This is a genomic window from endosymbiont of Riftia pachyptila (vent Ph05) (assembly GCF_000224455.1).
Taxonomy (GTDB): domain Bacteria; phylum Pseudomonadota; class Gammaproteobacteria; order Chromatiales; family Chromatiaceae; genus Endoriftia; species Endoriftia persephonae.
This window is the reverse complement of the sequence record NZ_AFOC01000032.1, coordinates 20,901-34,690: the sequence shown is the minus strand read 5'-3', so window position 1 is coordinate 34,690 and position 13,790 is coordinate 20,901. Positions and strand designations below refer to the sequence as shown.

Below are 13,790 nucleotides of genomic sequence, written 5' to 3'. Positions count from 1 at the left end.
GTCTTAACCTCTTTTTTGCAGTAACCGTAGTAGTTGTCGGCGAGGATGGTGACGATCACACCGCTGCGGTCCCGTGCGGTGATCTTGAACGCCTGGCCATCGTTATAGAGTTCATCCTCCGACTCCCAGCACATGCCCTCTCGACGCTGGCGCTCGCTAGCTTCATCCCGGTGCGGCAGACCCAGCTCCCGTTTGGTGAGGCGGGTCAGATGTGGCGCGAGAATCACGCAGCCGGTGGTGCCAGTCCAGTGATCCACGTCAAGGCCAGCATCGAACTCCGGCAGAAACGGGTTGCCACCATTGCCAAAGATGCTCTCGACAAAATCGAGGTTACTGACCAGGTTGCCGGGAGCAAAGAAGCGGATCTCCATGCTCTTTTCGCCATCTTGCCCTGGAATTTCAGGGCAGACCACTGGACGCATCAGCAACGAAACGAACATCTGCGCCGGCTCGGGCTGGGTCGCGGTAAAGGGAATAGTCAGCAGATCTTGGGGCGGATTGAGCGCGATCTTCAGCAGCCGCGCAAAGCTGAGGCGCGGCACCGCCTTTTTGTCGCCGGGGATCGGTAGGCCACCCTCAGCGATATGGAAGGATCCCTTGGTAGTGCGCCGGTCGCTGGCCGGATTGTGTAGCACACCCTGTTTAACCCGGTAACTGGTAACGATATCGGAACTGAATTTGTCTTCGCCCAGCGGCAGCGAGAGCTCCCGCGCCATGCCGTGGCGATCCAAAATAAAGGTCTGGCTGGGTAGTCTGGGGAGCGGCTCCTGATCAACTCCGTCGAGATAGCGGTTGAGGAAGTTTTGGACGCGCTGATCCACCGGACAGAGGTAGTCGGCCAGTAGCCGATTCTTCTCCCGGTAACTCTTCAGCAGATCCTGTGCTGTGTGCATGAACTCATCGCTGAGGCCACCGGATACCGTAGGTTGTCCGGAAGAGGCCAGCTTCAGATTGATGTAGAGCTGAAGCTTCTGTTGTTCATCATCCCTGTCTTCGGCGCCTGATTTCAGACCGAGGGATCTTTCAAGGTCCATAACTGCTCCAATGATACAAATCGCGGGGAATCCTGCCTGATGGACAGCCAACATTCAAGCTGACCGAAGCGGGAAGCGCACCAACACAAGCCAACAAACACAACTTAACATGATGATTTTTATTGAAATATATAGAAAGACCGATTCTCTTACAGGGCTGAATCAAACACCAGGAAACGCCAGGCAGTGCTAGTCGGAAATATCCTTTGGATGGCCTGGATCAATAGCAAAGAGCAGATACCCTGACTAGAATGGCTTTTGTTGTGCTCACAATCACAGCCAGCGCTGCGCTGGCTGTGCTCCCAACCCAGCGAGGGCCCAAGCGTGACGGAAAAGAAGACAAACAAAGGGAAGATCAAGAAGATCGACAATAAGCGCTATGAAAAAGAGCTGTTCCGCCTGCAGCTTGAGCTAGTAAAACTCCAGGAGTGGATCAAGCATCAGGGGCTCAAGGTGGTGGTGATCTTCGAGGGGCGAGATGCGGCTGGTAAGGGCGGTGTAATTAAGCGGATCAACCAGCACCTCAATCCCCGCATCTGCCGCGTGGTCGCCCTACCCGCCCCCACAGAGCGGGAGAAGACCCAGTGGTATTTCCAGCGCTACGTACCACATCTGCCCGCCGCCGGTGAGATGGTGCTGTTCGACCGCAGCTGGTACAACCGCGCCGGGGTCGAGCGAGTCATGGGGTTCTGTACCGAAGAGGAATACAGCGAATTTCTACGCTCCTGCCCGGAATTCGAGCGCATGCTGGTGCGCTCCGGCATCATCCTGATCAAATACTGGTTTTCGGTATCGGACGAGGAGCAGGAACGGCGTTTCCAGAGCCGGCTGGAAGAACCGCACAAACGCTGGAAACTGAGCCCAATGGATCTGGAGTCTCGTACCCGCTGGGTCGAGTATTCAAGGGCCAAGGATGAGATGTTTGCCCATACCGATATCAAGCAGGCCCCTTGGTATGTGGTCCATTCAGACATCAAAAAGCACGCCCGCCTCAACTGCATCAGCCACCTGTTGAGCATCATCCCTTACGAAGACCTGACCCCAGAACCGATCGAACTGCCGCAACGTCACGACAGCAGAGGCTATGTGCGCCCACCGATGTCGGACCAGACCTTCGTCCCGGAGACCTACCCCTGAGCACACAGACTCCGGGCACAAAAAAACGCCCGACCGGGGGACCGGCCGGGCGCCTCTTCAGCTACAGATCACTGGGCTTTGATATAGGTCGCCAGGGCAGCCCGCTCCGCCTCACCAATCTCGGGGAAGCTCGGCATCACCATACCCCCTTCCGCGATCTTACCGGCGATCTCAGCCACTTCATGGTCAGAACCGGCAATCTTCAGCAGGAAGCCAAACTTGCCACTACCCTTTTCACCATGGCACGAGGCGCAGGCCTCGGCGAAGATCTGTTCAGGCGCACTACCTGCTACTGGTTTGTAATCGTTGGCACCGCCACAACCGGCTAGAGCACCGGCCATCACGGCAACCAGAGAAAAACGGATTGGATTGGTCATTGTGTTACTCCAAATTGAATTTGCGCTGACTGATAATGATCGTTCTGTTTTTATTGCCATCCCGATGCCGATCTGTCACAAATAGTCGATTAAATCTGCCTCCGGACAGCGCGAAAAGTATACCTGCATCCTGATTCCCGTTGTCTGGAAATTTCAACCGGTGAAGTGCCGCTTTTTGCGAACCAGGTACAGTTTTTCTATACCCAACCGGCATGCAGAAAGTGCGCTACGAATGACGACAAACTACGCTATCAGTATGATTATTGGTTTACGGCAACAATCAGGAGAAGCTTGAGCGATGGTCCAAAAAGGGATTCTTGTGACCGGTGGTGCTGGCTATATCGGCAGTCACACACTACGGCAGTTGGGGGAAGCAGGCGAACGCCTGGTCACTCTAGATAACCTCTCCACTGGCTGTCGCCCGGCCGTGCTCTATGGTGACTTGGTGGTTGGCGACATCGGCGACAAAAAACTGCTGATCGAGCTGCTGCGCAAACACCAGATCAACACAGTATTCCATTTTGCCGCGTTCACGGATGTGGCCCGGTCCTACGAAATCCCCCTCGACTACTACCACAACAACACCAGCAATACCCGCATCCTGCTGGAGAGTTGTGTGGAGAGCGGAGTACGCAACTTCATCTTCTCCTCCACTGCCGCCGTCTACGGTTACCAGGCCGAAAACCTTGTCGACGAGGACTCTGCCACACACCCGTTCACACCCTATGGCCAATCGAAACTGATGGCCGAACAGATGGTGCGGGATACCTCTGCCGCCTACGGCATCAAACATGTCATCCTGCGCTATTTCAACGTCGCCGGTTGCGATCCGGAACTGCGCACTGGCCACGCGGCAGAACACTCCACCCAGCTAATCAAGGTCGCCTGTCAGGCGGCTATGGGTAAAAGGATGCAAATCGAGATATTCGGGACCGACTACCCGACCTGCGATGGTACCGGCGTGCGCGACTATATACATGTGGAGGACCTGGCCAACGCTCATCTGCTAGCCCTCGACTATCTGCGAAAAGGCGGCAGTTCTACCACCCTGAACTGCGGATATGGCAGGGGATACTCGGTTCGTGAAGTGCTGCAGACCGTCGAACGACTTTCCGAAACCCCCCTGAATGTGGTTGAATCCCCGCGTCGTCCAGGGGATCTGCCCTCGATGATTGCCAGGGCTGAGCGAATCCGGCAACTGTTTGGCTGGAAGCCCAGATTCGAATCGCTCGACGCAATCGTCTCGTCCAGCCTAGCGTGGGAGAAGATCATCACCCCATGCCAGCCGATGGCACTACCCTAGCGTTTCGCCCCTGTAATAAAACGGGGGGTACAGCACCAAAAACCGAGCTAGACATCTCAATACTATGGATCTGCTACAGATTTTTATCCTGGCCGCACTGCAGGGCCTGACCGAATTCCTTCCCATTTCCAGCTCCGCCCACCTAATCCTCGCACCTCTTGTATTGGACTATGCCGATCAGGGGTTCGCCTTCGATGTGGCAGTGCATGTGGGTTCTCTGCTGGCCGTGATTAGCTACTTCCGCCATGAGGTGATCTCCATTAGCCGCGATTTTTTCAAATCCCTGTTCAATCGCTACGCCACCACCCCGGAATCGCGCCTTGGCTGGATGATCATTGTTGCCACCATTCCGGTGGGGCTGTTCGGCCTGCTGATGAAGTCGCTGATAGAAGGAGAACTGCGCTCGCCGCTGGTGATCGCCATCACCACCATCGGCTTCGGTATCGTACTGCTGGTCTTCGACAAGATCGGCAAACATAGCCGAGATGAATACTCCATCACCTGGCGAGATGCGCTGATTATCGGCCTGTTCCAGGCGGTGGCGATCATCCCCGGCACCTCTCGCTCCGGCTCCACCATGAGCGCTGGCCTGATGCTCGGACTGACCCGCGAGGCCGCCTCCCGCTTCTCTTTTCTGCTCGCCATCCCCACCATCCTGATGTCGGGTGGGCTGGTCACTCTGGAACTGATCAGCAGTGATGCCTCCGCTGACTGGAACTCCTTATTGCTTGGCACTGCGCTCTCATTCATCACCGCCTATCTCTGCATCCACTACTTCCTGCGATTCATCGAGCGTATCGGCATGACGCCGTTTGTTCTCTATCGGCTGATCTTGGGCGTTGCCATCCTGATCTTCTTCCTCCCCTGACAGGGCAAAAAGATAGGGGTGTCATCGGGCATGGTGGACGCCCCCTTCAGCCTCCCTGCACCTTGCTTTCTAGATTTGCCAACAGCCCGTCAATCCCCTGCTTTTTCACCAGGCTGGCGAAGCTGCTACGGTAGTTGCGGACGATGCTCACGCCTTCAATCACCACATCGTAGGCCAGCCATTTGTCGCCCCGCTGACGCAGACGGTAGATCACCGGGATCTCCACGCCCGTGCGTATGATAAAGGTCTCCGCCACCGCCTTGTTCTTACGGATCTTCTCCTTGCCGTAACGGATAGTTTCGTTGGTGTAGCTCTCCATGGCAGCAATGTAGGTGTTCTCCATCAAGCGCTTGAACAGCTCGACAAAGCGATCACGCTGGGCAGCATCCGCCTTCTTCCAATTTTTGGCCAGGATGCTGCGCGACATCACCTCAAAATCGAAATGAGGCGCGATCAGATCCCGCATCTGCTGGCGACGCTGTGCCTGATCCACCTCCGGCTGCTTGAGTAGCGCCATCACACCATCCACAACCTCACGCAATTGTTCTGTGGGAGAGGGTGCAGCGACAGCCTGGCTGCTACCAAACAAAAAACAGATCAGCCCCAAAGGTAACAGCATTTTTTTAAACGACATGGTGGTTCTCCCGATCAACGCAAGCAGAGTGTCAAATGGCATTCACTTATCATTCGTAGACTGGCCCTCGAAGATATATTTACTCAGCAACTCTTCCAGGCTCACTGAGGACTCGGTCTCAGTGATAATGTCGCCAGGTTCGAGATAATCTTCAGAGCCACCGGCAGAAATCTTGATCAACTTCCCACCCAGAAGCCCGCTGCTGGCAATCGAGGCAATGGCATCATCCTGGAGACGAATGGAGTTGGGCAGACTCAGCTCAACCTCGGCCTCGAAATCCTCATGGTTGAAGTGGATGTCGGTTACCTTGCCGACCACGACACCGGCCATCTCTACCTCCGCCCCGTTTCTCAATCCAGAAGCAGAGAGGAAGCGGGCGGTCAGAGTATAGTGGCTACCACTAGCATCACCGATCCCGCCAAGCTTGACCGCCAGAAATGCAAAACTGACCAGTCCCACCAGCACAAACAGGCCTACAACGGTTTCAACTTTGATCCGGTTCATGGATTCAACTCCAGTGTTTATCTCTCATGCGATGCCCTCTTAAAGCATCAGTGCGCCGACCAGATAGTCACCAAACAGGATGGCGATGGCGGAAACCACTACCGCGCTAGTCGTGACCTGGCTGACCCCCTCGGCACCAAACCGCCCGCCCCGCTCCAGGTGCATAAAAAACCCCTTAGCAGTGGCGATGACGGTGATCACCAGACCAAACAGCAGGGACTTGTAGAGCCCCATGGCCACATCATTCCACTCCACGCCGCTGTACATACTGTCGAAATAAGCCCCCTGATTGAGGCCGAAGATCTGCACCCCCACCAGCCAGCCGCCGATCAACCCCATCACATCGAAGACGCTGGTGAGCAACGGCAGCGAGATGATACCGGCGACCAGCTTCGGGGCAATAATGAACTTGTGGGGATCGATCGCCATGCACTCCAGCGCATCGATCTGTTCGCTGGTGCGCATGATGCCGATCTCGGCACACATCGCCGAGCCCGCCCGCCCCACCACCATCAGCGCCGCCATCACCGGCCCCAACTCACGCAGCAGAGCCAGCGCGACCGCGGAGCCCAACAAATCCACCGAGCCAAACCGCTCCAGGGTGTTGTGAAACTGCAACGCCAGCACCATGCCGGTAAACAGTCCGGAGATCACTATCACCAGCATCGATCGGGCGCCGATGAAGTGGAGCTGACGGATCACAGGCTCGAGTTGGTAGGGGGCACGAAACAGACTGAGCAGCGCACTCAGCAGCATCTTCGCCATGCGTCCGGCCTGATCAAGCAGGTCTAGGGAAACTTCGCCAAGATGGTTCAGATATTTGATCATTGGGGTATCTGGATTCAGTTTCCGGTCAGACGGCGCAGATAAGCATCCGGGTCCGGTTGTTCAAGGTTCGGCCGGCGGTTGAGCAGATTCTGGATCTGCGGATCACTACTGTTTCGCACCTCATCCACACTGCCACTCATCAACACCTTCCCGCCACCCAGCATGGTGATCCGATCGGCAATAGAGAAGGTGCTCTCCAGCTCATGAGTCACCACTACGATGGTGGTGCCGGTGGTATCGCGCAGGCGCAGTATCAGTTCATCCAGCTCCGCAGAAGTGACTGGATCGAGCCCTGCCGAGGGCTCATCAAAAAACATTAGGGCGGGATCCATGATCAGGGCACGCGCCAGAGCGGCGCGCTTCACCATACCGCCAGAGAGTTGTGCCGGCATCAGATTTTCCGTCCCCGGCAGATTGACCATCTCCAGCTTCATGCGGGTCATCACCGCCATGGTGCTCTCATCCAGTCTGGCATGATGGCGTAGCGGCAAGCGGATATTCTCCCCCACTGTGAGAGAGCTGAGCAGGGCGCCGCCCTGAAACGCCACTCCAATGCGCCTGCGCACCTGCCGCAGGTTCTCCGGATGGCGGGCGTCAAACGGCTTGCCAAGCAACTTCACCGAACCGGCGCTAGCCTCCTTCAGCCCCAGCAGGGTGCGCAGCAGGGTACTCTTGCCGGAACCACTTCCCCCCATGATCACCATAATCTCACCGGCATTCACCTGCAGGTCGATGCCATCGAGCACCTTGTGATTACCGTAGTGCACCTCAAGCCCTTCAACCTCCACCACCCTGCCATCACTGTCAGCCTGCATGGTCATTGACAAACCTCCCACACAGCTGTGGTAGCCGCATCAGGCCACCCAGAAAAATCATCACTGGCCGCATCTGCACCATTCATTTGCCTTCAAGGTGCGCTTCAAGCGATGGATAGATAGGAAAGACATGATCGAGCCTGGCAAGCCGCAACACATTCATCGCCGCATCACTCACCCTCACCAGGGAAAAATCGAGTTCCAGGGTACGCGACAGCTGATACCCCTCCACCAGACTTGCCACACCTGAACTGTCGATGTAGGTCACTTCAGAAAGATCGACCAGCAGGTTTCGCTTGTTCTGCAGACAGTCGAGGATCGCCTTGCGTGCGTTGGGAGAACAACTGAGGTCAACCTCGCCGGTCAGGTAGAGCACCGAAAATCCCTCTCTCTCCTCAACCGCATATGCCATGCCTACCACCTTCAGGATTGAAAATACTTCACCATTTTCAGAGTGTTTCCTGTCACCACACACTCCAGGAACTCCACCTCATCCATGATCTGCCTGATGAAGTGAACCCCCAGCCCACCGGGTCGGATCTGATCCAGATCCCGTGGCCGGATGCTCTCTGTATCGACACAGGGAGCGTCATCTTGAAGTAAAAAAATCAATGCAGATTGAGAGCGCAGAACAGATAGCCGGATCTCTTCCTTTGGGGCGTTGTGGTAGGCGTGCTGGATGACGTTCATGCATGCTTCATGGACCGCCAGGACGACGTTATCCCGCTCCTGCTCTGGCAGTCCCGCAAGCTCCGCCACATCACGAATCACACTGCGCACCAGTTTCAAACAGCATGGCTCAGCCGCGATCCGCAGATCGATCAATTGTTCAGCGTTTTTCTTCACTTTCTTGACGTTCAACCAGCAGGAGAGTGATGTCATCATCAGAGCTGGCCTGACCGCGACGTACCTCGGCAACGATGCGCTGCAGACGCTCCTGCGGCGATTTGTGGGCATATCTGCTGAATAGGGTAATCAGGCCCTGCTGTTCCAGGCGCTGCTGCCCTGAGATCCGCGCCTCGATCAGGCCATCGGTATAGAGGTAGAGGCTGTCATTTCCCAGCTGAAACTCGATGCTGGGAAAATCAATCACGGTAACCACTCCCAGGGGCGGAGCAGTCGCCGGATATTCGGCCTGCTGCTGTGTGCTGCTCATCTGAATGACCGGAGGATGGCCGGCATTGGCGAGCCGTACCCTACCGGATTGCGGATTGTAGAGGCCCGCAACCATGGTGACAAACATACCCTGGATGGATCGCTCAGCAATCTCATGGTTGAGCATCGCCAGCAGTTTGGAGGGGTCGTGGATGCTCTTACCAAGACAATGAAACAGACTGCTCGCCTTGGCCATCAGTAGTGCCGCATTCATCCCTTTGCCAGCAACATCGGCGATGCAGAATGCGATCTGGCCATTGTGCAGCTGGAAGAAATCGTAGAAGTCCCCCGACACTGCCTTGGCGGAAACATTCACCCCCGCCAGCCCCAGCGGATTGTCTGATTCGCTTGGCAGCAGACTGCGCTGCACCTCCCGGGCCAGCTCCAACTCCCGATTGAGCTCTGCAGTGACTCGATCCCGCTCCTCGATGATCTGCTGCAGGTGCCAGTTCATCTCCTGCACACTCAGGTTCTCCTCCACCAGGCGCAGATTGGCGTTGCGCATCAGTGAGTCGAACTCGGGTTGCTCACTGATCTCGAAACCGTAGGCACCGGCCGCCTCAGTAATGGCGCTAGCGACCTCCTCCAGCAGTCGATCCGCTTGTTCCGCAGAGAGCTCGAACTGATCGGCAAGCAGTCCACGGCAGGTCTGGATCGCATGACGTTTGTCATCCGCAGTAAACACCGACGCCATCCAGTCAACACAGCGGGACAGCGCCGCGAGCCGAGCCGACGATACAGAAACCTGCTGGGGAGGCGTCTCATGATGAAAACCAATGGCAATCTCCAGCTCCTCCGGAAATCCCCAGGATCTGGCCAGCTGCAGCCCCACCTTATCGTGACTCATACCAAACAACTGCAACTCAAGATCCCGGCGCCTGTCAGGTGGCAGCCGCGCCAGATTGGGCCACTCGCTGATGCGGTTGAGCTTCAGATAGAACAACACCAGCAGGCCAAAATCTTGCAGCAACCCGGCGGTAAAACAGGTATCCCCATCCAGACCGGCCAGCACCGCCAGTGACCTGCCACAGACAGCACGGCGCAGAGCCGCCTCCCAGAACTCGGTCACTGGGAAGGCGGGCAACTGATCTGGTTTGAGTGCATCCCGCATCGCAATACAGAGTGCAATATTACGCAGGGCATTCTGGCCGATGACGGTGATCGCGCGGGCTACCGAGGTGATCTCGCTAGCGAAGCCAAAATAGGCGGAGTTTGCAATCCGCAGGATCTCCACCGACAGCACAGGATCCTGCGCCACCATGCTGCTCAGCTGTTGCGCATCCCATTTCTCCCGGGTACAGGCGTGGACCACATTGAGGGTTCCTTGGGGAGGGGACGGCAACTCAGTAGGCTTCAGGGACTCCAGGGAAACAAAATCCAACGGCCTTTTCCTTGCTTGGTGATCAGACGACAGAAGGCGGCAAGGCAGGGTTCGCCCAGACGCACCTCCCAGAGTATAGCCAAGGCCAGAACAAGGGACGCTGCTCTGCCCGGTGCGGGTTCACTCCACCCCGGCAGGTCGCTCCAGCCGACTCACCAACAGGATCGCCAGGGTCGCGACCAGGATACCAGGCACGATCTCGTAGAGATCGAAGATACCGCCCTGCAGCTGTTTCCAGAGCACCACTGTGACACCACCTGCGATGATGCCAGCCAACACCCCATTGCGGCTCATGCGGCTCCAGTAGAGCGAGAACACCACCACCGGCCCAAAGGCGGCACCAAAGCCGGCCCAGGCATAGGCAACCAGATCGAGCACCTGGCTGTCGGGGTCTAGCGCCAACAGAAACGCCGCAGCAGCAATCCCCACCACCGCAAGCCGCCCCACCAGCACCAGTTCCCTTTCACTCGCCTGACGCCGCCACAGCACCCGGTAGAGATCCTCGGTAAAGGCGCTGGAGGCCACCAGCAGCTGTGAATCGGCGGTACTCATAATCGCCGCCAGGATTGCCGCCAGACAGATGCCGGCAATCAGCGGATGGAACAGCAGCCCGACCAGTTCGATAAAGACCCGCTCCGCATCCGCCAGCGGCTGATCAAAGCTCGGCACTCCCACCAAGCCCACCAGAGAGGCGGCGATGAGTGACAACACCACCCAGCTCATCGCAATCCGCCGCGCCAGGGGCAGCTGCCGCACCGATCTGATCGCCTTGAAGCGGGCCAGGATGTGCGGTTGGCCAAAGTAGCCCAGCCCCCAGGCGGCCAGCGAGACGATCGTGATCCAGCCCAGGGGCGCGCCGCTGTTGTCGCTAAACGGATCGAGTAGATGGGGATTGCGCTGTTCGAGCCGACTCAGGGCCTCAGCCACGCCACCCAGCTCTCCCAAGGCGATCAGCGGTACTGCCAGCAGCGCTGCAAGCATCAGCAACCCCTGCAGCAGATCGGTCCAGGAGACGGCGATAAAACCACCAAAGGTAGTGTAGAGGATCACCGTCAGGGCGCCAGCCGCCACCGCCCAGACATAGGGCAGCCCAAACACCGACTCAAATAGCTTGCCGCCGGCCACCAATCCAGAGCTGGTGTAAAAGAGAAAGAACAGCAGGATAAAAAAAGCCGAGATGATGCGGATCAGACCCGACTCATCATTGAAGCGGTTGGAGAGATACTCCGGCAGAGTCAGGGCATTGCCCGCCTGCTCCGAGGCGATTCTCAAGCGCCCCGCCACCAGCCGCCAGTTAAGCCAGGTGCCGACGGCAAGCCCCGCCGCCAGCCAGAGCGACTCCAGTCCAGAGAGGTAGGCATAACCCGGCAGCCCCAGCAGCAGCCAACCGCTCATGTCGGAGGCGCTGGCAGAGAGCGCCGTCACCCAGCTGCCCAGGCTACGACCGCCAAGCACAAAATCGGAAAGATTGCTGGTCCGCCGCCAGGCCCAAAAACCGATCGCCAGCATCAACAGCAGATAGACAAGAAAGGTGGCGCCGATAGCCAGCTCCGCCGTCTCTCCCATCTCAACCGATCCCTCTGCGGCGTTGCTCGATCTTTGCCAGATAACTCTGTTTCATCGCCTGCTCCAACGCACCGTTGTCTGCATACTCGAAACCGAACACCGGTTGCCAGAGCGTCGGGCTCTCCATGCAGAGATAGAAAAAGACCTGATCGTGCCAGGGCGTGAGCCCCGTATAGGCATGGCTGAACATCTCGATCTTGATCGCATCCGGATAGGAGAGTTTGCCCGCCGCCTCCACCATCGGCATCTTCAGGATCTGGCTGCGCAATCCCTCACGGCCGCGCAGCTTCTTCAGCACCGACTTGATATAGGTGAGGGTGCCAAGACTCACCAGCGCCACCTCAGCGGGTCAAATACCTCAACCAAGCGACTGAAGATCGCCCCGTACTCCTCCCGCCAGCGATCGTAGTGGATCATCGGGTGGAAGTGAAAACCAACCAGGATGCCCCGATCCGCCAGCTGCCGTGCCGCCACCAAGCGCTCCTCCAGGGAGGCGGTCAGGTGCTCTTCATTGTCGATCAGGGTCTGCGGATTGAGGGACCAGGTGCAGAGAACATTGGGCGGGATATCGTTTTTCAGCAGGTAGGCGATATTTTTCGACTTGGTTTTCAACTCCAGGATCACATTCGGGTGGCGGCGAGCAAACGCCATCAGCGCATCCAGGATACCGGCCTGATTGCCCCACATCAGTGAGTCTGAGGATTGTCCTGTGCCGATGTGATAAATTTTCTGCGGATCGATCTCCAACCGCTCCAGCTTCTGTGCAAAGCTGGCATCAAAGCGTACCTCATCACCATGATAGAAGGATTGGATGCTGCAGTAGCTGCAATCGAAGCCGCAATTTTGCACCGCATCCAGGGTCAACAGATTGCAGCAGCGGGTGCGCGACGAAGCCACCGGACACCAGCCCAACCCCAGCTGGGGCCTCTCTTCGGTCACACGGCGGATGCGGTCTGTAGCATCGGGGGAACGCGGTGAACTCTCGGGATAGTGGTTCGGCATCTCCCGCAATCGCTGACGATGCAGCTGCAACTGCTGCAGGATCTGCTGGCGTGCTGCTTTACCTGCGCCTGAAGGGGGTTCGAGCCCGGACCAGAGCTGCTCGATCGGCGGCTCACCCCACATCTGCAGATCGGTACAGATCTCCCCCAGTTGCCGTAGTTCCTGGAAGCTGAAGCGGTAGATCCGTGCCTGCTCCTCTATAAATCTGCGTTGCTCTGGGGAGAGTCGCGCAATCCCAGCCAGCTCCAACTGCCCATTCAGGCGGTTTTCATAATCGTCGTTTCGGCTCATGGCCGACAGTTGTACGCAAGCCGTCAGCCTCATGCAAGCACCTGCCCCGCGGACCTCGCAGCAGCACAAGGCCAGCCCCCAACAGCAGCCAAGCAGCCGGTTCAGGCACACCGATCGGCGGTACAACCACCGGATCGGTACAACCACTGGTACGATCGGTATTCGCCATGCCCGGCGTGATACAGGCCTGGGCAAAATCGGCGTTGTTGGAGTCGCTATCAGCACCGTTGGGCCAACGAGAGAGCCCCAGATAGGCAACTGTTGCGGAATCAACCAGGCCTGCCCCGGAGCCCTCGGTAAAACCCGCCACACTGCCTTCATAGCTCAGGCTGTCGATCTGGCTGGCGCCGAAAAATAGTGCCAGAGCATCCGGGGCACCGTTCTGAATCAGATTGCTCGCCGGCGATACATTCAGGTCGCAATTGATCACATTGGCACTGTCGCCACAGAGCACAAAGTAGGCCCCTGCTTGCAGCTGCAGATCGGGCAGATCGAAGCTGCGGTAGATGGCACCACTGTTGCCATTAATCAACGACAGGGAGTATCCGAAGAGATCGAGGGAAGTGTTACCCGCGTTGAAAAGTTCGATGAACTCGGCAGTGTCGCTGCCCGGCTGATCATAGTCGACCTCATTGATCAGCAGAGAGGCCTGGCCCTTAAAGCCGAACAGGGCGAAGGAGAGCCCAACCAGGGCTGGGAGTCGTTTGAATTTCATGGCGCATTTCCTTATGCATGGTTACAAGGCCCGCTCGCTGGGCTGATACCTTTGTCCTTTGCTTATGAAACTAGCTGCAATAAGAACGAGAATCCATCAGAGCGACGCCCGCCTCTCTGTAGGAAACCGCTGACGCATAAGGAGCCTCTGCATGAATCTAGGCGGGCAGAATTGTGAGGC

15 protein-coding genes and 1 pseudogene are annotated in these 13,790 nt (G+C 57.3%); 3 read left to right on the top strand and 13 right to left on the bottom strand.

Annotation, left to right across the window (positions count from 1 at the left end):
• Positions 1-1,034: pseudogene (locus tag RIFP1SYM_RS06775) on the bottom strand (hypothetical protein); the annotation flags it as partial.
• A 324-nt stretch (positions 1,035-1,358) separates the two neighbouring features.
• On the opposite strand from RIFP1SYM_RS06775, the gene ppk2 reads away from it, so the two are divergent.
• Positions 1,359-2,171: a polyphosphate kinase 2 gene (gene ppk2 / locus RIFP1SYM_RS06770; RefSeq protein ID WP_039959901.1), complete on the top strand. Its 813-nt coding sequence runs from the start codon at positions 1,359-1,361 to the stop codon at positions 2,169-2,171.
• A 68-nt stretch (positions 2,172-2,239) separates the two neighbouring features.
• On the opposite strand, the gene RIFP1SYM_RS16390 is transcribed toward ppk2, so the two are convergent.
• The gene (locus RIFP1SYM_RS16390; protein WP_006473976.1) at positions 2,240-2,548 is read right to left on the bottom strand and encodes a c-type cytochrome; all 309 of its coding nucleotides are present in this window, start codon (positions 2,546-2,548) and stop codon (positions 2,240-2,242) included.
• A 298-nt stretch (positions 2,549-2,846) separates the two neighbouring features.
• Here RIFP1SYM_RS16390 and galE point away from each other — a divergent pair, with 298 nt between their 5' ends.
• Both galE and RIFP1SYM_RS06755 read left to right on the top strand, forming a co-directional pair.
• Complete coding sequence (gene galE, locus RIFP1SYM_RS06760; protein ID WP_005961000.1) at positions 2,847-3,851, top strand: UDP-glucose 4-epimerase GalE; 1,005 nt, start codon at positions 2,847-2,849, stop codon at positions 3,849-3,851.
• A gap of 64 nt (positions 3,852-3,915) precedes the next feature.
• Positions 3,916-4,719 (top strand): undecaprenyl-diphosphate phosphatase, encoded by an 804-nt coding sequence (locus tag RIFP1SYM_RS06755; RefSeq protein WP_005960999.1) that lies wholly within the window; start codon positions 3,916-3,918, stop codon positions 4,717-4,719.
• 46 nt (positions 4,720-4,765) lie between these two features.
• Here the strand turns inward: RIFP1SYM_RS06755 and RIFP1SYM_RS06750 are convergent, their stop codons facing one another.
• The 11 genes from RIFP1SYM_RS06750 to RIFP1SYM_RS06705 form a co-directional block, all read right to left on the bottom strand.
• A complete protein-coding gene (locus RIFP1SYM_RS06750; RefSeq protein ID WP_039959897.1) occupies positions 4,766-5,353 on the bottom strand; it encodes an MlaC/ttg2D family ABC transporter substrate-binding protein in 588 nt (195 codons plus the stop codon).
• A 42-nt stretch (positions 5,354-5,395) separates the two neighbouring features.
• A complete protein-coding gene (gene mlaD, locus RIFP1SYM_RS06745; protein ID WP_005960997.1) occupies positions 5,396-5,857 on the bottom strand; it encodes an outer membrane lipid asymmetry maintenance protein MlaD in 462 nt (153 codons plus the stop codon).
• Between the two features lie 39 nt (positions 5,858-5,896).
• Entirely contained in the window at positions 5,897-6,685 is a 789-nt protein-coding gene (locus RIFP1SYM_RS06740) for an MlaE family lipid ABC transporter permease subunit (protein ID WP_005960996.1), read from the bottom strand.
• A 14-nt stretch (positions 6,686-6,699) separates the two neighbouring features.
• On the bottom strand, positions 6,700-7,506 hold the full coding sequence (locus tag RIFP1SYM_RS06735) for an ABC transporter ATP-binding protein (RefSeq protein WP_006473979.1): 807 nt from the start codon (positions 7,504-7,506) through the stop codon (positions 6,700-6,702).
• A 76-nt stretch (positions 7,507-7,582) separates the two neighbouring features.
• Complete coding sequence (locus RIFP1SYM_RS06730) at positions 7,583-7,912, bottom strand: STAS domain-containing protein (protein WP_006473980.1); 330 nt, start codon at positions 7,910-7,912, stop codon at positions 7,583-7,585.
• Positions 7,913-7,923: 11 nt separating this feature from the next.
• A complete protein-coding gene (locus RIFP1SYM_RS06725; protein ID WP_240991584.1) occupies positions 7,924-8,385 on the bottom strand; it encodes an ATP-binding protein in 462 nt (153 codons plus the stop codon).
• Complete coding sequence (locus RIFP1SYM_RS06720) at positions 8,330-10,036, bottom strand: HDOD domain-containing protein (protein WP_005960992.1); 1,707 nt, start codon at positions 10,034-10,036, stop codon at positions 8,330-8,332. Before RIFP1SYM_RS06720 ends, RIFP1SYM_RS06725 begins: the two co-directional genes overlap by 56 nt.
• A gap of 120 nt (positions 10,037-10,156) precedes the next feature.
• Positions 10,157-11,602, bottom strand: a complete 1,446-nt coding sequence (putP, locus tag RIFP1SYM_RS06715) for a sodium/proline symporter PutP (protein WP_005960991.1) — start codon at positions 11,600-11,602, stop codon at positions 10,157-10,159.
• A gap of 1 nt (position 11,603) precedes the next feature.
• A complete protein-coding gene (locus tag RIFP1SYM_RS18750) occupies positions 11,604-11,933 on the bottom strand; it encodes a hypothetical protein (protein WP_338063169.1) in 330 nt (109 codons plus the stop codon).
• The gene (locus RIFP1SYM_RS06710; RefSeq protein ID WP_338063168.1) at positions 11,930-12,895 is read right to left on the bottom strand and encodes an SPL family radical SAM protein; all 966 of its coding nucleotides are present in this window, start codon (positions 12,893-12,895) and stop codon (positions 11,930-11,932) included. The genes RIFP1SYM_RS18750 and RIFP1SYM_RS06710 overlap by 4 nt, the downstream gene beginning before the upstream one ends.
• Positions 12,873-13,610: a lamin tail domain-containing protein gene (locus RIFP1SYM_RS06705; protein WP_005960988.1), complete on the bottom strand. Its 738-nt coding sequence runs from the start codon at positions 13,608-13,610 to the stop codon at positions 12,873-12,875. Before RIFP1SYM_RS06705 ends, RIFP1SYM_RS06710 begins: the two co-directional genes overlap by 23 nt.
• Positions 13,611-13,790 lie beyond the last annotated feature (180 nt).